Origin of the sequence: Mesorhizobium sp. WSM4989, assembly GCF_029625795.1 — a bacterium.
In the GTDB taxonomy this organism is placed as follows: Bacteria; Pseudomonadota; Alphaproteobacteria; order Rhizobiales; family Rhizobiaceae; genus Mesorhizobium.
The window spans coordinates 191,654-213,452 of sequence record NZ_JARTVN010000002.1 but is presented as its reverse complement, the minus strand read 5'-3'; the positions used below and the strand labels follow the sequence as shown (position 1 = coordinate 213,452).

Genomic DNA, 21,799 nt, shown 5'->3' with positions numbered 1-21,799 from the left:
GGGAAGCTATGCCGAGGCGTTGATTAGCTTGCCGCGCGCTGCGGCATGTATGGCCACAACAAGGTCCTTTTCGTCGAACGGCTTGCCGACAAGCGCGACATCGAGGGGGCGCTCCACGATTTTCTCCGCATCCGCATAGCCGGTGATCATGACCGCCGGCCAGCCGGCACGCAGATTGCGGGCAAACCGGATCACGTCTATGCCCGAGATAAGGGGCATGGCAAAGTCGGTGACGATCACGTCGAATCGATCCGGCTCTCTCTCAATGGCGGCAAGCGCTTCGGCTCCGCCGGAGGCTCCTACGACCTCGAAGCCGGACTGCCTGAGCGACATGGCCGTCATTTCTCTCAAGGAGTGGCTGTCATCGATGAGCAGAACGGTCAGTGATCGTTCGCCAACCGCCGTGGCGCGCTCCGCGTCGGCAGCCTCGACAGCCTCTGCCCCGGCAACAGCGATAGCCTCGGTGACATCCTGCGGCTGATTGGATCGGGGCAGCCACAGTTCTATGATGGTGCCGCGGTCCACCTCGCTCTCTATCCTGAGCGTGCCGCCCGACTGCTTGGCGAAACCATAGACGGTGCTGAGACCCAGCCCCGTGCCCTTCCCGACCGGCTTCGTTGTAAAGAACGGCTCGACCACCTTGCTTATCATGTCGCCGGCAATTCCGGTCCCGGTGTCCTCGACAGCGACCACCACATAGTCGCCGGCCGGCAGTTCGTCGCCCGCGTGGCCGACGCTGCGGTTGCTCGTCCGGACGAGAACCGTGCCTCCCGAAGGCATTGCGTCTCGCGCATTGAAGATGAGGTTCATCAAGGCGAGCTCGAGCTGCGCCGCATCCACATACACGGGCCATGTGTCGTCACTCACCAGCCACTTGAAGCGCACGAGGCCTCCAAGGACCGGGGCAACCAACCCGTTCATCGTATCCCCAAGGCTCGACAAGGGTACTGCCACGGGCTTCAGGTCCTGGCGCCGCGAAAAAGCGAGCATGCGCTGGACGAGATCCCTGCCTTGCCCGGCGGAGCGGCGTGTCATGTCGAGGATCTTGGTAGCGTTGCCGTCCAGCGTCAGCTGTCGCTCGAGCAGGCTTAGGCCGGAAAGGATCGCCGCGAGGAGGTTGTTGAAGTCATGGGCGAGTCCGCCGGTCAGTTTGCCGATCGCATCGAGCCGCTGCGACTGCAGCAGCTGGCTCTCCAGGCGGCGTTGCTCTGTTATGTCTTGCATGGTGCCAAGCAACTCGAGCCCAGCGTCATCTTTGGAAACCACGCCCCGATCGAAGAAGATGCGATATTCATCATTGGCGCACCGCCAGCGAAATTCGCAGCCATAGGACCCCGTCTCGCATGCCGCCGAAAGCGACCTGGTTACCTCCTCGCGATCGTCGGGGTGAACCCGGCTGAGCCCGAAATCCGGATGCGACAGGAAACGGCTCGGCGGGAACCCTGTCAGCCGCTCGACGCCTTTCGAGACGTAGCTTGGGGCGAAAGGCGCCTCAGCCGAGCGGGCATGAAAACAAATTGGAAGCGAGGCAAGAATAGCCTCCTGCCTTGCTTCCGAATGGCGCAGCGCCCGCTCGGCATCGAGTTTGTCCGACTTGGCCTTCAGCGCCTGTTCGAGCAGCCGCTGCTCCCGCGCCGCGTTTCGCTCGATCTCGCGCGTCTTCTCATGAAGATCGACGAAGACCATAACCTTGGAGCGAAGCATCACCGGGTCGAACGGCTTGAACAGGTAGTCGACAGCGCCGACGTCATAGCCGCGCAGCATATGCGCCTCTTCCTTGCTGATCGCGGTAAGGAAGATGATCGGCGTGTTTTTCGATCGTTCACGCCGGCGGATCAGCGTGGCCGTCTCGTAGCCGTCGAGGTTCGGCATGAGCACGTCGAGCAGGATGACGGCGAAATCTTCCTTGAGCAGGAAGCGCAGCGCTTCCTCACCCGACTGGGCGCAGACGACCTCGCCGACTTCGCCAAGCACCTCCGCGATGGCAAGCAGATTGCGTTCGTCGTCATCGACCGCGAGAACGCGTGCCCGCAATCCTTCGACCGGTTCGCTTCTTTCTGCCTCGATCGCGGCCATTCCTTTTACCTGCCGGAGCGCTTTCAGATGGCGGTCATCAATGCCGGCGCGAAGGGCTCAGCCCGCGCTCGCGCGCGACCGATCCAAACCCGCAGCAACGCAAGCAGCAGATCGAGGTCGACCGGTTTGGCGATGTAGTCGGATGCGCCGGCGTCCAGGCATTTCTGACGGTCGCCTTTCATCGCCTTGGCGGTAACCGCGATCAATGGGATGTGGGCTATCGCCGGCATGGCCCGAATCCGACGCATGGTCTCGTAGCCGTCCATTTCCGGCATCATGATGTCGATCAAGGCGACGTCGACGTCGGGTGTTTCTTCGAGCAACGCGATGCCGTCCCGGCCCCGTTCGGCATGCTGCACATCAATGTCGTAAGTCTCCAGCACGCTGGTCAACGAGTAGATGTTGCGAATGTCGTCGTCGACGATCAGAACCTTGGCGCCGGCGAGATCGGCATTGTCGACCTGCTCGGTGGCCAAGATCTGTTCGCTCTGCGTGTCGCTTGGCAGTGCCGCCGAGATCAGGAGCCCGAGTTGGCCGAAGTTGTCGGCACGTGGGACATCGCCGAGTGCCGGATGCAGCGCGACCTGCTGCAGAAACGCGTCCGGGTGCGGCGTGAAGAACAGCAGGCGCGGTAGAGCGTCGCTGAACTGAGACACGATTTCGTCGAGCATCTGGGCGTTGTCCTTGGCCGAACGCCCAAACCCGAAAACAATCGCGTCATAAGCGGCGGCGCCCGGCTCGTCCGCGTTGGCGGCGACACGACCGACCGCGGTGACCGAGGTGATGCCATCTCGAATGGCTTCCACCAGGGCCAGGCGGCGCTCGGGATCGGGATCGGCGATCAGCACGTTGCGCTGCACCCTCAGGTTTCGCGAATGGATTTCCTCGAAAACGCGGGCGAGCTCACCAGCCGAAACCGGCTTGCTCGAAACGCTTGCAGCGCCCCTGCGCGTCAGCACTTCGAGATCCTCGGCGCCGGAGATGACATGGATCGGAATGTTCCTGGTCTTCTGGTCATGCCGCAGAAGGTCGAAAAGCACCCAGCCGTCGATGTCTGAAAGGCCGAGATCGAGCGTGATCGCATCGGGCATCAGCTTGCGGGTCAGTGCCAGCGTGCCGGAACCGGCCGTTGAAAGCACCCCCTTCAGTCCGGCGGATCGAGCAAGACCGAGCAGCAGCCCTCCAAAAGTCGGGTCGTCCTCGACAATAAGCACCACCCTGTCCGAGGGGTTGATTGTGTCACGATCGTCCGCAAGTTCTGGGGTACCCGAAGTGTCTGCTGGCTGGACGCCCGCCGCGATGACGTCGGCAGGCGAAAGCTCGATCGGCGCCGCCAGGCTGCTGCTGCGCGGGCCATCGAAGGGGATGACCAGGGTGAAGGTCGATCCCTTGCCTGGCTCGCTTTCGACGCGCAGCTCACCGCCGAGCAACCGGGCGATTTCCCGGCTGATGGAAAGGCCGAGGCCAGTGCCGCCGTATTTGCGGCTGGTCGTGCCGTCGGCCTGCTGAAACGCCTCGAAGATGAGCTTTTGCTTGTCTTCCGGAATGCCGATCCCGGTATCGGTAACGGCGATCGCCAGCGCCCGGGGCGGCGCCGCATCGTTTTTGCGGCCGGTTCTCTCGGCATGGATGTTCAGGATCACCTCGCCATTGGAAGTGAATTTGAAGGCATTTGACAGCAGATTGAGCACGATCTGCTGCAGCCGCTTTTCGTCCGTGCGGATCGTCTCAGGCAGGGCTTGCTCGATCTTGATGGTGAAGCCGAGCCCCTTGTCAGCCGCAAGCTGTCTGAAAGTCCGCTCCATATGCTGGCGCAGGTGTGCGAGCGGCATGTCGTTGATTTCGATCGACACCGTGCCGGACTCGATCTTGGAAAGATCCAGTATGTCGTTGATGAGGCTGAGCAGGTCGGTACCTGCCGAGTTGATCGTACGCGCGAAATCGATCTGCTTGTCGTTCAGATTCCCCTGCTGGTTTGTCGCAAGCAGATTGGACAGGATCAAAAGCGAATTTAGCGGCGTCCTCAGCTCGTGACTCATGTTCGCCAGGAATTCGGATTTGTATTTGGAGGTCAGCGCCAGCTGCTCGGCCTTCTCCTCCAGAGCCCGCCTGGCCATCTCGATCTCGAGATTCTTGTTTTCCACCTGCTTCTTCTCATTCTCGAGCAGTTGCGCCTTTTCCTGCAGCTCCTCATTAGTGGCGTGAAGCTCTTCCTGCTTCTTGGTGAGCTCGGTCTGACGCGACTGCAGTTCGGACGTCAAAAGCTGCGATTGCTTGAGAAGCCCTTCCGTGCGCATGGTCGCGGCGATCGTGTTGAGCACGATACCGACCGATTCCATGAGCTGCTCCAGGAAAAGGCGGTGCGTATCGCTGAACCGGCTGAACGAAGCGAGTTCGATGACCGCCTTGACCTCGTCCTCGAACAATGCCGGCAGGACGATGGCGCTCGCCGGCGGGGCCTCGCCCAGGCCGGAGGTGATGCGCAGGAAGCTCGATGGGACGTCATCGAGCATGATTGCCCGTTTGTCGGCGGCGCACTGCCCGATCAGGCCTTCGCGGAAGTCGACCCGTTGGCGGACGGTGGCCTTGCCTTCGGCGGCGTAGGACGCGGCCAGTTCCAGATAGGATTCTTCCTCGTCGCGATTGGTGACGTAGAACAGGCCATATTGCGCGTTCACCAGCGGCGCGAGCTCGGAAATGATCATCCGCGAAACCGTGGCAAGGTCCCGCTCGCCCTGCAGCATGCGCGAGAAACGGGCGAGATTGGTCTTCAGCCAATCCTGCTCGGCATTCTTCAAGGTCTGGTCCTTGAGGTTGCGGATCATCTCGTTGATGTTGTCCTTCAGCGCCGCGACCTCGCCGGAGGCCTGCACGCTGATCGAGCGGGTGAGGTCGCCCTTGGTCACCGCGGTCGACACTTCGGCGATGGCCCGGACCTGGGTCGTCAGGTTCGCCGCCAGCTGATTGACGTTGTCGGTCAGGTCGCGCCATAGGCCGGCGGCGCCCGGCACCCTGGCCTGACCGCCGAGCTTGCCCTCGATGCCGACCTCGCGAGCCACGTTGGTCACCTGATCCGCGAAAGTCGCCAGCGTCTCGATCATGCCGTTGATCGTGTCCGCCAGCGAAGCGATCTCGCCCTTGGCATCGACCGCAAGCTTGCGCTTCAGGTTGCCCTGGGCAACGGCGGTCACGACGTCCGCAATGCCGCGCACCTGGTTGGTTAGATTGGTCGCCATCAGATTGACGTTGTCGGTCAAGTCCTTCCAGGTGCCCGCCACACCCTCCACCCGAGCCTGACCGCCGAGCTTGCCTTCGGTGCCGACCTCGCGCGCCACGCGCGTCACCTCGCCGGCGAACGAGTTGAGCTGGTCGACCATGGTGTTGATGGTCGACTTCAGCTCCAGGATCTCGCCCTTGACATCGACGGTGATCTTCTTGGACAGGTCGCCTCGCGCCACCGCTGTGGTAACTTCGGCGATGTTGCGAACCTGACCGGTGAGGTTCTCGGCCATCGAGTTGACATTGTCGGTCAGGTCCTTCCAGGTGCCGGCGACGCCGCGCACCTGTGCCTGACCGCCGAGCTTGCCTTCGGTGCCGACCTCGCGCGCCACGCGCGTCACTTCCGAGGCAAAGGAGTTCAATTGGTCCACCATCGTGTTGATGGTGTCCTTGAGCTCCAGGATTTCACCGCGCACATCGACCGTGATCTTTTTCGACAGATCGCCGAGTGCGACGGCGGTCGTCACCTCCGCAATGTTGCGCACTTGGCCCGTGAGATTGGCGGCCATGGCGTTGACGTTGTCGGTGAGGTCCTTCCAGGTGCCTGCGACGCCGCGCACCTGCGCCTGTCCGCCGAGCTTGCCGTCGGAACCCACTTCGCGGGCGACGCGCGTCACCTCCGAGGCGAAGGAGTTCAACTGATCCACCATCGTATTGATGACGTCCTTGATCTGCAGGATTTCGCCCAAGGCGTCGACGGTGATCTTCTGGGTCAGGTCGCCGGTGGCGATTGCGGTCGCGACCTTGGAGACGTCGCGCAACCGGTCAAATTGCCGGCCATCGCGTTGACATTGTCGGTCAGATCCTTCCAGGTGCCGCCGACGCCCTCGACATGCGCCTGACCTCCCAGTTTGCCTTCCGAGCCCACTTCGCGCGCCACGCGCGTGACCTCCGAGGCGAAGGAATTGAGCTGGTCCACCATGGTGTTGACGGTGTTCTTCAGTTCGAGGATTTCGCCCTTCACATCGACGGTGATCTTTTTCGAAAGGTCGCCCCTGGCAACGGCCGTGGTCACATCGGCGATATTGCGCACCTGCCCGGTCAAATTGGCGGCCATCAGGTTGACGTTGTCCGTCAGGTCCTTCCACGTGCCGCCGACTCCGCGGACTTCAGCTTGGCCGCCCAGCTTTCCCTCGGTGCCGACCTCGCGTGCCACGCGGGTGACTTCCGAGGCGAAGGAGTTCAGCTGGTCCACCATCGTGTTGATGGTGTTCTTCAGCTCCAGGATCTCGCCCTTCACATCGACGGTGATCTTCTTCGAGAGGTCACCCAGTGCCACCGCGGTAGTCACTTCGGCGATGTTGCGCACCTGACCGGTAAGATTCGCCGCCATGGAATTGACGTTGTCGGTCAGGTCCTTCCAGGTGCCGGCGACACCGCGCACCTGTGCTTGGCCGCCGAGCTTGCCTTCCGTGCCGACCTCGCGCGCCACGCGCGTCACCTCGCCGGCAAATGAGTTGAGCTGATCGACCATGGTGTTGATGGTCGATTTCAGTTCCAGGATTTCGCCTTTCACGTCGACGGTAATCTTCTTGGAGAGGTCGCCCAAAGCCACCGCCGTCGTCACATCGGCGATGTTGCGGACCTGGCCGGTCAGGTTGGCGGCCATCAGGTTGACGCTGTCGGTGAGGTCCTTCCAAGTACCGCCAACGCCCTCGACACGGGCCTGGCCTCCGAGTTTGCCCTCGGTGCCGACCTCACGCGCGACGCGGGTCACCTCCGAGGCGAAGGAGTTGAGCTGGTCCACCATCGTGTTGATGGTGTTCTTCAGTTCGAGGATCTCGCCCTTCACGTCGACGGTGATCTTCTTCGACAAGTCGCCAGACGCGACAGCCGTAGTCACCTCCGCAATGTTGCGCACCTGGCTGGTCAGGTTGGTCGCCATCGCGTTGACATTGTCGGTCAGGTCCTTCCAAGTGCCGGCCGCCCCCCTGACGCGTGCCTGACCGCCCAGCTTGCCTTCGGTGCCGACCTCGCGCGCCACACGCGTCACCTCCGACGTGAAGGAGGCGAGTTGCTCAACCATGGTGTTGACGATTTTACCGATGCGCAGGAATTCGCCACGAAGCGGCCTGCCGTCAATTTCCACCATCATGGATTGGGACAGATCGCCCTTGGCGACCGCGCCGATGACGCGGGCAACTTCCGCGGTGGGCTGCACCATGTCCTCGATCAGGTCGTTGACCGAACGGACGCTCGATTCCCAGCTGCCTTTGGCGTTCCTCACATGGCCGCGTTCCCCGATGCGGCCGTCCTTGCCGACGACCCTGCTCAGCCGCGCAAATTCTCGCGCCATCTGGTCGTTCAACTCGACGATCTGATTGAATGTGTCGGCGATCTCGCCGTTCAACCCTTCATAAGAATTCTCGATGCGGACGGAGAATTCACCGTTTCGAAAGGCTTTGAGGGCGTTGAGAATCTGACGGGAATCGAATTGTTCCTTTGACGAACGAGAAACGCCCACACTCCCCTCCGCGCCTGCCCCGACAGCTATATTAAGCCGAGGGCCAGAACGCATCGCGGCCTGTTTGGTTCCGTGCCTGTTTGAACAGGTGGTTAATCAGATGTGGCGAAGCTTGCCGTAGAGACACTCAGGCCGGATTCTTATGCAGCCGAACTGCCCGGCTCTTCTTCTCCGGCATTCGGATCGCCCGGGGCCGTTGCCCAGGCGAGCTCGACCAGCGTCACCGTGCGGCGGCCAACACCGTCGATCTGGCACACGATCAGCCCCTGCTCCTCGATGTAATCGAGCAGCCGCCGGGCGCGACGCAGCGAATGCGAGCCATACGCGCGGGCGATCGCCGCGTCGCTCGGGCAGGGCCAGCCTTCCTTCGCCGCCCTCGCGATCATCATGAACACGCCCTGCATGTCCTCCGGCAGAAGCGATGCGCGCACGGAGATGTCGCGCCACGCGTCGTCCTCGGCGATGTCCGAGCCGACGCCGGCGCGGGCGCGCGTCAGCATGCGTCGGAATTCCGAAAGGTCGGGCACCACCGAAGCGAGTCCTTCGATCCGGCAGCGGACCACGAACTCCTGATAGAGCACGCCGATGACGCGGAATCCGGCATCGGGCTCAGCCAGGATGGCGCGCAGGATACGGTCCATCCGTCCGCGCCGCTCGGCGAGGTCCTCGGCGCTCGGCTGCGTCTCGGCCGGCTCGGGGCGGATGTCGAGCGGCGCGGCCTTGGCCGCCATCAACTGATCGAGCAGGTCGGGCGACGGCCGGCGCTGCGGCCGGATCGCCTCCGGCGGCGGTGCCGCGAGGATGATGGCGCGCGCATCTTCGAGCGTCGCTTCGGGCAGCGGCATCAGCCGCGGCGTGCCGTTGCGCGGGCTCGTCTCGGTCGATCCGATCCGCACGCTGAGCGGGCGGCGCGACAGCGCCGGACCGAGCGCCATGAAATGCCCGCGCTCGAGGTCGCGGAAGGCTTCCGCCTGCCGCCGCTCCATGCCGAGCAGGTCGGCGGCGCGCGCCATGTCGATGTCCAGAAAGGTGCGGCCCATCAGGAAGTTGGAGGCCTCCGCCGCGACGTTCTTGGCGAGCTTCGCCAGCCGCTGCGTGGCGATGATGCCGGCGAGCCCGCGCTTGCGGCCGCGGCACATCAGATTGGTCATGGCGCCGAGCGAAAGCTTGCGCGCCTCATCCGAGACCTCGCCTGCAGCAGCCGGCGCGAAGAGCTGCGCCTCGTCCACCACCACCAGCATCGGATACCAATGGTCGCGCGCGACCTCGAACAGCCCGCCAAGGAAGGCTGCGGCGCGCCGCATCTGGTTCTCGGCATCGAGCCCTTCGAGGTTTAGCACCGTCGAGACGCGGTGGATGCGCGCTCGCTCGCCGGCCGCCTGCAGGCCGCGCTCGGTATGATCCTCGGCGTCGATCACCAGATGGCCGTAGCGCTCACCCAGCGAGACGAAGTCGCCTTCGGGATCGATGATGGTCTGCTGCACCCAGGGCGCGCTCTGCTCCAGCAGCCGGCGCAGCAGATGCGACTTGCCCGAGCCCGAATTGCCCTGCACCAGCAGGCGGGTCGCCAGCAGCTCCTCAAGGTCGAGGGCCGCCGGCGCGCCTGCCGACGTCTGCCCCATCTCGATCGCAACCGTCATATTATCGACTCGGATAGTCTCCCTGCGCGGGAGGGACTTAGCAACCGGCGCGCGGTGCGTCGAGCATGGGGCCAAGGGCTCGGCGCGATGTTCCACACTTAACGGCAGGCCATCGCCAGCTGAACTGGTCCGACCACCATTTCGCTGGCGCAATCCCCTGATCGGCGTATCATCCCTTGAGGGAGGGGTTCATGGCAGGAGGAGGCTTATGAACGTCGCTGCGGAAGTGCCCGTCATAGACCTGACAGTGCAGACATTGTTTCTTCTGCTCTTTCGAAATTTCGCGCCGGCGACACTGTTTCGACCCGGGCAATGCTCGATGCCATCCGCCAATCGGACCCCGCCTGCGGGGACAGCGACGACCATCTGGTGGAACTGATCGTCATGGCCGCTGTTGGTAAGACCATGGGAGTCGTCTTCGATCACCGCTCGCCCGACGAGCGGTTGCCGCGCCTGTCCTAAACCTCGTTGCGCTGAAAAGGATTAGGCGAGGCGCTGTAAATCTTTGTTTGGGGCATGTCGGTGTCCCAGAACGCGCGCACGTCCGGGCGACATGCATTAGCTTCCGAGCGGATGCGGCATATAACCGACGAAGCCGGTGATCTTCCAGCGCCCGCCGACCTTGCGGCAGAAGTAGAGCGTCTGCCATTTCAGGCGGTCGACGCTGCCGTCGGCCTTGGCGATCGAGCCGTCGAACTTCTTGTGCAGCACAGCACGATCGCCGTCGACGTCGATGTCGCGCAGATTGGTGACGCGGAAAATCGCCTCGCGCAGCGGCTCGGCGAATTCCGTCGCGGCTGTCTCCTTGGCCTGCCGCAGCCATTCGTCGCGATAGACTTCCAGCCTGGGAAACTGCAGCCGCCAGGCATCGGCATTGGGCAGGAAATGCGCATGCATGCCGAAAAAGCTCTCGGCGATGAAGTCGTCCTCGACCATCGACCAGTCCTGGCCAAGGAAGGCGTCGATGTCGCGCCGCACCAGCATTTCCCACAGCGCATGGCGATCGGCATCGCCTTCCGGAAACGGATTCTTGTCAAAGGTCATGCTGGCTCTTCCCCTTGCGTTCGATCAGCAACCCACCGGTCGCATCTCAGGATTCGGGGTGCAGGATGCTCAGGATTTGTAATAAAGCAACATGAATCTCCGAAAAAATGTTGCTTTCCGACATTGCCTCTTGGAGGATCACCTCTACAAGCGTAGACGGCTTGCAAGAACGGTCCTTGCGCTCGACAACAGGAGATTCATTTGCCCAAGCAGTGCTTCGGAAAGTCGCATGTCCCGCTCTCGCCTGCCGTCCGCGCCGGCGATTTCGTCTATGTCTCCGGCCAGGTGCCGGTGGGCAGCGACGGCCTGGTAGTCAAGGGCGGCATAACTGACCAAGCCGAGCAGGTGCTGCAAAACGTCAAGGCTGCGCTGGCGCTGGCCGGATGCACCATGGACGACGTGGTGAAGACCACTGTCTGGCTCGAGGACGCCCGCGATTTCGGCGCCTTCAATACGGTTTATGCCAGGCACTTCCCGAACGACCCACCGGCGCGCACCACCGTCGAGTCGCGCCTGATGATCGACATCAAGATCGAGATCGAGGCCGTCGCCTACCGGCCGGTGTGATCGCGGCCAGACAGCAACGGAGGCGCGGAATGCAGTTCGATCTGTTGATCAAGGGCGGCCGTGTGATCGACCCGGCTTCCGGGTTGGATGCGCCGCGCGACATCGCCGTCGCCGATGGCCGAATCGCCGCGATCGAAGCGGCCATCGATAGCGAGACCGCCGGTGAGGTCGTCGACGCCAGCGGCTGCATCGTCACCCCCGGCCTCGTCGATCTGCACAGCCACGTCTACTGGGGCGGCACCTCGCTCGGTGTCGACGCTGACCGGCTCGCCGCCAAGAGCGGCACCACCACCTTCATCGATGCCGGCAGCGCCGGCGCCGGCAATTTCCTGGGGTTTCGCCGCCATGTCATCGAGCGTTCGAAGGTCCGCATCCTTGCCTACGTCAACATCTCGTTTGCCGGCATATTCGGCTTCGCCGAGACGGTATCCGTCGGCGAATGCAGCGATCTCAGGCTCTGCGAGCCGCGCGAGACGGTGGCCGCGGTGCGCGAGCATGCCGCTGTCGTCGTCGGCGTAAAAGTCCGTTCCGGGAAGCACGCCGGCGGCACCAGCGGCATCGCGCCGGTCGACCTCGCGCTCGAAGCCGCAGACCGAGCCGGCCTGCCGCTGATGGCGCACATCGACGAGCCGCCGCCCGGCCGCTCGGAAGTGCTGCCCAGGCTCCGCCGCGGCGACATCCTCACTCACTGCTTCCGGCCGTTCCCCAACGCGCCGGTCTTCGCTTCGGGCGCGGTGCGGCCGGATATGCGGCAGGCGCGCGAGCGCGGCGTCATCTTCGACATCGGCCACGGCATGGGCTCCTTCGACTTCGAGGTGGCGAAGGCGATGCTGGCGGAGGGGCTGGCGCCGGACGTCATCTCGAGCGATGTGCATCTCTACTGCGTCGACGGCCCTGCCTTCGATATTCTCGTCTGCATGTCGAAGCTCATGGCGCTCGGCATGCCGCTGGTCGAGGTCGTGCGCGCGGCAACGCAGCGCCCGGCCGATGCGATCGCCAGGCCCGAGCTCGGGGCGCTTAAAGTCGGCGGCATCGGCGATGTCGCGGTGCTGAGGCTGCAGCCCGGCCGCTTCACCTTTGTCGACGCGGTCGGTGCGTCACTTATTGCGGACCAGCGGCTGGTCTCGAATGGCATCGTCATCGGCGGCAAATGGTGGCGGAACGAGACGCCCGACCACAATGAGACCGAGCGCTTCGAGGCCCATGCGCACCACACGCATGTCGAGGTTGCGGCCAGGCACTTCGGGCGCTGATTGGCTCACCGTCGCGAATTGCTCGGCTCGCCATAGACCGGCGTCGCAATCCCCTCCATCCGCGCCTTGAGCTGCAGCGCCACGAACTTCGAATAGAAGCGCGACAGCGCGAGATTGCCGCCGTGGAACCATAGCGCCTCCTGGGCGGTCGGCTTCCACATGTTGCGCAACTCGCCCTGCCACGGGCCGGGATCGCCCTTGACGCCGGAGCCGAGGCCCCAGCACGGCCCGACCTTGTCGGCGACCTCCCGGGAAACGATCCCTGCCACGGTCTCGTTCATCGACTGGTAGCCGGTGCAGGAGACGATCGCGTCGACCGCCAGCTCGCTGCCGTCCTCAAACAGGATGCCGGTCGGCGTCAGCGATTTGATGCCGACGCCGCTCTTCACCGCGATCTCGCCGTTCAGGATCAGCTCGCAGGCGCCGACATCGATGTAGTAGCCGGAGCCGGTGCGATAGGCTTTCATAAGCAGTCCGGTCTCGTCCTCGCCGAAGTCGATGGCAAAGCCGCTGTCGCTGAGGCGCTTGTAGAAATCCGCGTCGCGCTCGCGGATGACGTCATAGAGCGCCCGCTGGCCTTTTGGGACCAGCGCGAAGGGTGTCGAAGCCACGATCATGTCGGCCTTGTCGGTGGTGATGCCCCGCGCCAGCGCCTTTTCCGAAAAGATCTCGAAGCCGACCTCCATCAGCGTGTCCGACTTCACCACCGTCGTCGGCGAGCGCTGCACCATGGTGACCTTGGCGCCGGCTTCCCAGAGGTCGACGCTGACATCGTGGCCGGAGCTCGCCGCGCCGATCACCGCGACGCGCTTGCCGCGGAATTTCTCGCCGGTCGAGTACTGGCTGGAATGCAAGAGCTCGCCTTTGAAGCTGTCCGCGCCAGGCAGATCGATCTGCCGCGGCGGCCCGTAGGCGCCGGTGGCGAAGACGATGTGCTTCGGCTTCAGCGTGATGCGCTGGCCGACGCGGTCGACCACCACCGTCCAGACCTTTTCGGCCTCGTCATAGGCCGCGCTGATGCATTTGGTGGCGACCCAGTAGTTCAGCTCCATGACGCGGGCATACATTTCCAGCCAATCGCCCATCTTGTCCTTGGGCGTGAACACCGGCCAGTTTTCCGGGAACGCAATGTAAGGCAGATGGTCGTACCAGACCGGGTCGTGCAGCACGAGCGAGCGGTAGCGGTTGCGCCAGGAATCGCCGGCGCGCGCGTTCTTCTCGACGATGAGGGTGGGAACACCGAGCTGCCGCAGACGGGCGCCAAGCATGATGCCGCCCTGGCCGCCGCCGATCACCAGGCAATAGGGCTGCTCGTGCACGCCGAGCTCACGCGCCTCGCGCGCTCTTGCTTCCGCCCAGGTCTCGCGTTCGGGATCGGCCTTGTGGCGGATGCCGAGCGGCCGGGCAGGCCCCTTCTGCTCCTCGAAACCCTTGAGCTCGCTCATCGCCGTGAACAGCGTCCGGCAGCGGCCATCCTTGAGCCGCAGGATGCCCTCGCCTCGCGCCACGGCCGTCTCGAAGCTGAACCAGGCCTCGATGACGCCGTCGGCGACGCTTGACTCCCCGGACAGGCGCCAGTGCGATGGTTGCGTCGAGGAAAGCGTCGCCTTGAGCATCTCGCGGACCGCCGGTTGGCCGTCCACGGTCTTGATGTTCCATGTGAAGGTCAGCAGATCGCGCCAGTAGCAATCGTCCACGAAAAGGTTCGTCGCCGCCTCGATGTCACCCGCCTCGAGCGCGCGGCCGAATGTGCCGAGCCAGGTTGCCGCCTGTTGCGATGGTGCGATGTCGAGCATTGATGTTCGTTCCCCTGAATACGCAGATCATAGCCGCGTTGCGGCTGTTCTCAGTCGCCGAGCGGCTCCATCTCCTTCCCCGTCCGATGGATCTGGGCGTTATATTTGATGCGGCGCACCGTCTCGCGCGCCGGGCCGTCGAGCTTGTAGGCGGACGCGACCGCGAGCAGGTCGATGGCCGCAAGGAAGGCGTAGCGCGAAGCTGTCGGCTTCAGCGTGTCGGGATATTCGGGAACCGCCATCGTCAGCTGGACATCGCAGACGCGTGTCAGCTCCGTGTCCGGCGCGGTCACGCAGATCGCGTCGGCGCGATAGTGCTTGGCAAGCTCCACCGCCTCGATCACCTCTCGGGTACGGCCGGTCGCCGATATCGCGATCACCACATCGCCCGGCTTCAGCGTCGAAGCCGTCATGCGCATCAGATACGGATCGCATTGCGCGCTGATGGTGATGCCATAGCGAAACAGGCGATACTGCGTCTCTTGCGCCAGCGCCGATGAGCTGCCGCCAAGTCCGAATACCGTCACTTGCCTGGCCTTGGCGATCAGCTCCGCCGCTTTCTGCAACTGCCCTGGATCGATCTGCCGTTCGGCCTCCTGCAGCGCGCGGCGCGCTTCGCCGAAGACGGCGTTCCAGAACGGCATGCCGCTGTCGCCGTTCGTGGGTTGCGGCTTGGTGCTAAGATAGAGCGCGCCGACGACGAGGCTCTGCGCCAGCTTCAGCTTGAAGTCGCGCACGCCGTCGCATCCGATGGCGCGGCAGAAACGGGTGACCGTCGGCTCGCTGACCTGGGCGCGCTGCGCCAGCGCGGCATTCGATGCATCGACGGCATATTTGACGTCGTCGAGCACGACGTCGGCGACGCGACGCTCCGCCGGCCGCAAGTCCGTGTAGCTGTCCTTCACCTGCGAAATGATGTCGGGGAAGCGCCTGACATGATCATGCCGGCCGTCATCCCCGTCGGAAATCCGCAGCGCCTGGCTGTCAGCTTCGGTCATTGGCCGTCCTTCTCTGCCGTTTCTGGACCACCATATTTGCGATTATCCGCCGGCTGGCCATGGGCAATCAGCCGAAGTGAGTATGTAGGAAAGTAACACACACTGCAAGCGCGTCTAAACACAGGCGAAATCAGACACTTAGATAAGCTTTAGTTGAATCTGATGGCGCCAGATCTTTGCCACCGCTTGACAGTAAAGTAGGATAGTTACAGACTGATTTCGCGGACAGAGGGGGCTCCGGCAACCCAATCACGCAGTCTCCGAGGGGAGCATGAATACCGGCAGCGCAAGAACGCCGAAGCTCGGCGTGCAGGCAGCGAGCAAGGTTTATACCACGGCCTCCGGCGATCTTCTCGCCCTAGACCGCTGCAGCCTCGACGTGCACGCCAACGAGATCGTCTCCATCGTCGGCCCCTCCGGCTGCGGCAAGACCACGCTGTTGTGGTCGATGTCGGGTCTGCATCGTCTGACCAGCGGCGCGATATTGCTTGACGGCAAGGAGGTCACCGGCCCGCGTCCCGAGATCGGTATCGTCTTCCAGGAAGCGAACCTTCTGCCCTGGCGCAATCTCGACGCCAACATAAACTTCCCGTTCGAGATCAAAGGCGAGAAGCCCGATCGCGCCTGGATCGCGCATCTGCTTCATCGCGTCGGGCTCGACGGCTTCGGCGGCAAGTTCCCGCGCGAGCTTTCCGGCGGCATGCAGCAGCGCGCGGCGATCGTCCGCGCGCTGGCGCTGAAGCCTTCCGTGCTCTTGATGGATGAGCCCTTCGGTGCGTTGGACAGCTTCACCCGCGAGGAGATGAACCGCCTCGTCGAGGAGATCTGGCTCGATACCAAGACGACCATCGTTTTCATTACCCACAGCATCGAGGAAGCGATCTTCCTCTCCGACCGGGTCGTGGTGCTGACCGCGCGGCCGGGACGCGTCGCCAAGGTCTACGACGTGCCGTTCCCGCGCCCGCGCTCGCTGGAGATCATGGCCACCAAGGAGGTCTTCGACCTCACCAACCGCATCAAGATGGACATCGTCGGCGAGCGCCGGCCGAAGGCGCAGGAGCAGCTGCAACACAAGAGCGCTGAAATCGTGAGGATCAGACCGTGAGCGGGGGCGACGCCATTCCGGAATTCTCCAAAGCCAAGTCCGGTGACGGCCAGGATGTCAGCCTCACCAACCTCTCCGCCTTCGCCGGCGGCCCAGGCATCAAGTCCGGCGCCGAGGTGGCCGCGATTCTCGTCGTCGCGGTGGTGATCATCGGCGGCATCGAGCTGGCGCTGCGCATCTTCCACGTGCCGCAATACATCATGCCGCCGCCGAGTGCGATCGTTTACGCTTTATTCGACGAGTTCCCGCTGATCGCGCCGCATCTCGGCTACACGTTGGTCGAGCTCTTCTCCGGCTTTGCCATCGGCGCCGTCGTCGGGCTGGTGATGGCGGCGGTGATCACGCAGTTTCCCTTCGCCGAGAAGATCGTCGCGCCTTACATCTTGATCCTCGTCACCACGCCGATGCTGGCGCTGGTGCCGCTTCTCATCCTGCGCTTCGGCTTCGGCTACACGCCGCGCATTATCGCGGTAGCTTTAGCCGCCGGACCGATGGTGATGATCAATGCCGCGACCGGGTTCCGGCGCGTGGACAGCGCCAAGATCGCGCTCGCTCGCTCCTATGGCGCGAGCACCTTGCAGATCTTTTGGAAGATCCGCGCGCCGATGGCGCTGCCGATGATCCTGGTCGGGCTGATGATCGGCGCGATCTTCGGGCTCCTCACTGCGGTAGGTGCCGAGATGGTCGGCGGCGGCTTCGGCCTCGGCAACCGGCTTACCTCGTATTCGTCGATGATCCAGATGCCGCAATTCTTCGCGGTGGTGCTGATCCTGTCGACGCTCGGCATCCTGATCTACGTGCTCTTCTTCCTGATCGGCAAGAAATGGGCGAGCTGGGAGGCATGAGCGCGGACGGATGAGATCGCCCGGGAGACGGGCGAAGGCAAGGGCAAGCGATCGATAAGGGCAATCAACAAAAGGGGAATGCCATGACCAACGAAAGCTTATTCAGTACGGCGACAAGAGCGGGCATCAGCCGCCGCTACTTCCTGCAAGTGACGGCCGCCGGCGTCGTGACCGCCACCGCGCTCGGCGCATCGGGTCTGAAAGCCAGCGCGGCGGCTTATGAAAAATTCACCTGGATTTCGCCGCGCGGCACGCTCGAAGTGCTGGACGACTATCCCTACTGGTCGGCCAAGAAGGCCGGCTATTTCGGCGACCTCGCCACCGACATGCAGCCGGGTCCGTCTGACGGCACCGCGACGGTCAAGTTCGTCGATGTCGGCCAGGCCGACATGGGCTTCCCCTCGCCCGGCGTCTTCTCCTTCGCCATCCAGAACGGCATGAAGCTGAAGTCGGTGTTCCACATGGGCGCGCGCGACACCTTCAGCATCGCCTTCCGCAAGGGCCAGGGCACCAAGAACCTGAAGGACCTCGAAGGCAAGACGATCCTGCTCGGCTCCGCCGCTTGGCAGGCGATCGTCGATCCGCTGCTTGCCGCGCAGGGTGTCGACATCAAGAAGGTGAAATATGTCGAGGCCGGGTGGCCGACCTGGGGCACCGCGCTCGCCGGCGGCCAAGGCGATGCCGCACTCTCCTGGGAAGGTCTGCGCGCCGAATGGATCGCCAAGGACCTCGACTTCGAATATTGGCTCGGCGTCCAGAATTCCAAGCTTCCGGCCAACACCTTCGTCGTGCGCGCCGCCGATCTCGAGGATCCCGACAAGAAGGCCTTCCTCGAAAAATATCTGCGCGGCTGGGCGATGGGCCTCGAATTCGGCTACCAGAACCCGCGCGCGGCCGTCGAAGCCGTGTTCGAGCAATTCCCGACCTTGGCCAAGAACCTTGGCCCTGAGCTCGGCACCACCTCGATCCTGCAGCAGATCAACGTCTTCCGCGGTGACATGGACAAGCGCAGTGGCTGGGGCTCGCACGACATGGCGAGCTGGCAGGGCTTTTTCGACGAGATCCTGAAGATCGGCCAGATCACCGCGCCGGTGAAGGCCGAAGACGTCTGCACCAACGACCTGATTCCGACCGCCAACGACTTCGACAAGGCGAAGGTCAAGGCCGATGCCGACGGCGTGAAACTGTCGGAAGGCTTTGCCGCGCTCGACGTCGAGAAGATCAAGGCGCACCTGTTCGATTCCGCCGTCAAGTAAGGCGGGCGCATTGACCATCGGGCGGCGCCTGATGCCGCCCGAGCTACTGTTCAAAGAGCATTGGGGAGGCTGACATGGCCGACAAAGTAAAAATCCTGGTGGTTGGTCTGGGCAATATGGGCGCTTCGCATGCGAGCGCCTATCACCGCTCCGACGGCTTCGAGATCGTCGGCATCATGAGCCGCACCATCAAGAGCAACAAGAAGATCCCGAAGGAGCTCGCCGGCTATCCGCTCTATGAGGATTTCGACTTGGCGCTGAAGGAGACCAAGCCGGACGCGGTCTCGATCAACAGTTGGCCGAACACGCATGCCGAATACGCGCTGAAGGCGATCGCCGCCAACTGCCATGTGTTCATGGAAAAGCCCCTCGCCACCAACATCGCCGACGCCGAGAAGGTGGTGGCCGCCGCGCGGGCCAAGAACCGGAAGCTGGTTCTGGGCTACATCCTGCGCGTCCACCCGTCCTGGATCAAATTCATCGAGGTCGGCAAGACGCTCGGCAAGCCCCTGGTGATGCGCCTCAACCTCAACCAGCAGAGCAGCGGCAGCGCCTGGCACTGGCACAAGAACCTGATCGACTCGCTGATCCCGATCGTCGACTGTGGCGTGCACTATGTCGACGTCATGTGCCAGCTGACCGGCGCCAAGCCGGTGCGCGTGCACGGCATCGGCGCCAAACTCTGGGCCGAGGCCGACAAGCAGAACTATGGCCATCTGCACGTCACTTTCGATGATGGCTCGGTCGGCTGGTATGAAGCCGGCTGGGGCCCGATGATGAGCGAGACCGCCTATTTCGTGAAGGATGTGGTCGGCCCGAAAGGCGCCGTTTCGATCGTCGCCGGCCAGTCCGCAAGCAGCGCCAAGGAAGCCGAGGAGGTATCGGATTCCGCCGACATCGACCGCCACACCAAGACCGACGCGCTGAAGATCCACTACGCGCAGGTCGATGGCGACAAGAACTTCTCGAAGCCCGACGAGATCGTCAGCATGGAGGACGAGCCCGGCCATCAGGAGCTTTGCGACCGCGAGCAGGCCTTCTTCCTGCGCGCCATCCGTGAGGACCTCGATCTGACCGAGCAAATGGCTGCCGCCGTCAACAGCCTGCGCATCGTTTTAGCCGCCGAGCAGAGCATCGCGGAGAAGCGGACCGTCGAGCTGACCTGAAGCTTCCGGTCAGCCTGCCTCGCAACCCCACATCTAGCCGCTTCGCGGCTGGGCAGTCCGCCGGCGGCGTGCCGATCGGCATGCAGCCAGTCGGGCCGCTATGTAGCGCTCTCCACGCAGTTGGAAGAGGAGATGCCGTGCAGGGACCGGCGGCCGGCCAACCAGCTTCCGGATCTTTGGAACAGCACGTTGCCGCCGCCTTCATCCCGTGGCGTCAATTTCCTATAAGATTCCTATTTCTTTGCTCCCCGCCTCGTCTCGAACCTTTATGGCGGTCGGGTCCATATTCCCCTCGAAAAACACTTTCATCGCCATCGCCGCCAAGGTGACGGGCGGTCCTGTGCAATTTTGAACTCGACCGTGTCGGGGTGCAAAAACAAGCCGAAACAAGGAATGCCTGCAATGGACCTCGTTGTTCTCGGGATGGGGATTTTGTTCTTCGTCCTGTCATTAGCGTACGTCAAAGCCTGCGACAGAATCTGAGGGTCTTACAATGCTTTTCGACTACGTCCTCGGCGGCGCGGTGACCTTGTTCCTGCTTGCCTACCTCATCTACGCCCTCATCCGCCCAGAGCGCTTCTGATCGGCATACGGAAAGTCAGTTCATGACACTCAACGGCTGGATACAGATCCTCGTCTATTGCGGGATCCTGCTTTTGCTCGTGAAGCCGCTCGGCGGCTACATGCACCGCGTCTTCAAAGGCGATCGTACGTTGCTGTCGCCCGTGCTTGTCCCGATCGAGCGCGGCCTCTATCGCCTCGCCGGGACAAGCGACAAGGAAGAACAGCACTGGGCCGCCTACGCCACCGGCATGCTGTTTTTCAACCTCGTCGGTTTCCTCGTGCTTTATGCCCTGCAGCGGCTGCAGGGCGCGCTGCCCTACAATCCCGTCGGGATGGCGGCGGTCGAGCCGGGGCTCGCCTTCAACACCGCGGCGAGTTTCGTCACCAATACTGACTGGCAGAACTACGGCGGCGAAAGCACGATGTCCTACCTCGTGCAGATGGCTGGCCTCACCGTCCAGAACTTTGTTTCGGCCGTCACCGGCATTGCCATTGCGATCGCGCTGATCCGCGGCTTTGCCCGTGCCTCGGGCAAATCGATCGGCAGTTTCTGGGTCGACCTGACCCGCTGCACGCTTTACGTGCTCCTGCCGGCCTGCATCGTGCTGACGCTCGTCTATGTGTGGCTCGGCATCCCGCAGACGCTTGGACCCTATGTCGACGCCACCACGCTGGAAGGCGCCAAGCAGACGATCGCGCTCGGCCCAGTCGCCTCTCAGGTCGCCATCAAGATGCTTGGCACCAATGGCGGCGGCTTCTTCAACGCCAATGCCGCGCATCCTTTTGAGAATCCGGACGCCATCTCGAACCTGATCCAGATGCTGTCGATCTTCGCGCTCGGCGCCGGTCTCACCAACGTCTTTGGGCGGATGGTCGGCAGTGAGCGCCAGGGTTGGGCCATCCTTGCCTCGATGGGCGTGCTGTTTCTCGTCGGCGTCATCGTCTGCTACTGGGCCGAGGCCGCCGGCAGTCCGCTGGTGCATGCGCTCGGCATCGACGGCGGCAACATGGAAGGCAAGGAGACGCGCTTCGGAATTGCGTTGTCGGCGCTGTTCGCGGTCATCACCACGGCCGCCTCGTGCGGCGCCGTGAATGCCATGCACGATTCGTTCACCGCGCTTGGCGGCATGATCCCGCTGATCAACATGCAGCTTGGCGAGGTCATCGTCGGCGGCGTCGGCGCCGGCTTCTACGGCATCCTGATGTTTGTCGTCATCGCCGTCTTCGTCGCCGGCCTGATGGTCGGCCGCACACCGGAATATCTCGGCAAGAAGATCGAGGCCAAGGAGGTCAAGATGGCGATGCTTGCCATCCTCTGCCTGCCGCTGGCGATGCTGATCTTCACGGCTATCGCCGTGGTCCTGCCGAGCGCGGTGGCCTCGATGGCCAATGGCGGCCCGCACGGCTTCACCGAGGTGCTCTATGCCTATACGTCGGCGGCCGCGAACAACGGCTCGGCCTTTGGCGGACTGACCGGCAACACGCCCTGGTACAACATCACCATCGCGATCGGCATGCTGATGGGCCGCTTCCTGGTCATCATCCCGGCTTTGGCCATCGCCGGCTCGCTGGCCGCAAAGAAGACCGTGCCTGCTTCCGCCGGCACCTTCCCGACCGACGGCATGCTGTTCGTCGGCCTCCTGGTCGGCGTGATCGTCATCGTCGGCGGCCTCACCTTCTTCCCGTCGCTCGCCGTCGGTCCGATCGTCGAGCATCTGGCGATGATCCGCGGACAGACTTTCTGAG

General features: G+C 63.4%; 14 protein-coding genes and 1 pseudogene. 9 read left to right on the top strand and 6 right to left on the bottom strand.

Going from position 1 to position 21,799, the window contains the following annotated elements; genetic code table 11:
* Window positions 1–6: 6 nt before the first annotated feature.
* From P9217_RS13795 to P9217_RS13785, 3 genes and pseudogenes are all read right to left on the bottom strand, one after another.
* Entirely contained in the window at window positions 7–2,076 is a 2,070-nt protein-coding gene (locus P9217_RS13795; protein ID WP_278087068.1) for a response regulator, read from the bottom strand.
* A 23-nt stretch (window positions 2,077–2,099) separates the two neighbouring features.
* A pseudogene (locus P9217_RS13790) lies at window positions 2,100–7,819 on the bottom strand (HAMP domain-containing protein).
* Window positions 7,820–7,959: 140 nt separating this feature from the next.
* A complete protein-coding gene (locus tag P9217_RS13785; protein WP_278087067.1) occupies window positions 7,960–9,459 on the bottom strand; it encodes an ATP-binding protein in 1,500 nt (499 codons plus the stop codon).
* A gap of 312 nt (window positions 9,460–9,771) precedes the next feature.
* On the opposite strand from P9217_RS13785, the gene P9217_RS13780 reads away from it, so the two are divergent.
* Entirely contained in the window at window positions 9,772–9,921 is a 150-nt protein-coding gene (locus P9217_RS13780) for a hypothetical protein (RefSeq protein WP_278087066.1), read from the top strand.
* A 96-nt stretch (window positions 9,922–10,017) separates the two neighbouring features.
* Here the strand turns inward: P9217_RS13780 and P9217_RS13775 are convergent, their stop codons facing one another.
* Window positions 10,018–10,503: a hypothetical protein gene (locus P9217_RS13775; protein WP_278087065.1), complete on the bottom strand. Its 486-nt coding sequence runs from the start codon at window positions 10,501–10,503 to the stop codon at window positions 10,018–10,020.
* Between the two features lie 201 nt (window positions 10,504–10,704).
* Between P9217_RS13775 and P9217_RS13770 the strand changes: the two genes are divergently transcribed.
* Window positions 10,705–11,070, top strand: a complete 366-nt coding sequence (locus P9217_RS13770) for a RidA family protein (protein WP_067318812.1) — start codon at window positions 10,705–10,707, stop codon at window positions 11,068–11,070.
* Between the two features lie 29 nt (window positions 11,071–11,099).
* On the top strand, window positions 11,100–12,323 hold the full coding sequence (locus P9217_RS13765) for an amidohydrolase/deacetylase family metallohydrolase (protein WP_127239552.1): 1,224 nt from the start codon (window positions 11,100–11,102) through the stop codon (window positions 12,321–12,323).
* A 5-nt stretch (window positions 12,324–12,328) separates the two neighbouring features.
* Here the strand turns inward: P9217_RS13765 and P9217_RS13760 are convergent, their stop codons facing one another.
* Window positions 12,329–14,119: an NAD(P)/FAD-dependent oxidoreductase gene (locus tag P9217_RS13760; protein ID WP_278087064.1), complete on the bottom strand. Its 1,791-nt coding sequence runs from the start codon at window positions 14,117–14,119 to the stop codon at window positions 12,329–12,331.
* Between the two features lie 50 nt (window positions 14,120–14,169).
* Complete coding sequence (locus P9217_RS13755) at window positions 14,170–15,117, bottom strand: MurR/RpiR family transcriptional regulator (RefSeq protein WP_067318818.1); 948 nt, start codon at window positions 15,115–15,117, stop codon at window positions 14,170–14,172.
* 271 nt (window positions 15,118–15,388) lie between these two features.
* Here P9217_RS13755 and P9217_RS13750 point away from each other — a divergent pair, with 271 nt between their 5' ends.
* The 6 genes from P9217_RS13750 (at window position 15,389) to kdpA (ending at window position 21,798) form a co-directional block, all read left to right on the top strand.
* Complete coding sequence (locus tag P9217_RS13750; protein WP_067318820.1) at window positions 15,389–16,222, top strand: ABC transporter ATP-binding protein; 834 nt, start codon at window positions 15,389–15,391, stop codon at window positions 16,220–16,222.
* Window positions 16,219–17,067 (top strand): ABC transporter permease, encoded by an 849-nt coding sequence (locus P9217_RS13745; RefSeq protein WP_067318822.1) that lies wholly within the window; start codon window positions 16,219–16,221, stop codon window positions 17,065–17,067. The genes P9217_RS13750 and P9217_RS13745 overlap by 4 nt, the downstream gene beginning before the upstream one ends.
* A gap of 83 nt (window positions 17,068–17,150) precedes the next feature.
* Window positions 17,151–18,323, top strand: a complete 1,173-nt coding sequence (locus tag P9217_RS13740; protein ID WP_067318823.1) for an ABC transporter substrate-binding protein — start codon at window positions 17,151–17,153, stop codon at window positions 18,321–18,323.
* A 74-nt stretch (window positions 18,324–18,397) separates the two neighbouring features.
* Window positions 18,398–19,489: a Gfo/Idh/MocA family oxidoreductase gene (locus P9217_RS13735; protein ID WP_127239554.1), complete on the top strand. Its 1,092-nt coding sequence runs from the start codon at window positions 18,398–18,400 to the stop codon at window positions 19,487–19,489.
* A 493-nt stretch (window positions 19,490–19,982) separates the two neighbouring features.
* Entirely contained in the window at window positions 19,983–20,072 is a 90-nt protein-coding gene (gene kdpF, locus P9217_RS13730) for a K(+)-transporting ATPase subunit F (protein ID WP_067318826.1), read from the top strand.
* A gap of 22 nt (window positions 20,073–20,094) precedes the next feature.
* Entirely contained in the window at window positions 20,095–21,798 is a 1,704-nt protein-coding gene (gene kdpA, locus P9217_RS13725) for a potassium-transporting ATPase subunit KdpA (protein ID WP_127239555.1), read from the top strand.
* Window position 21,799: the final 1 nt, after the last annotated feature.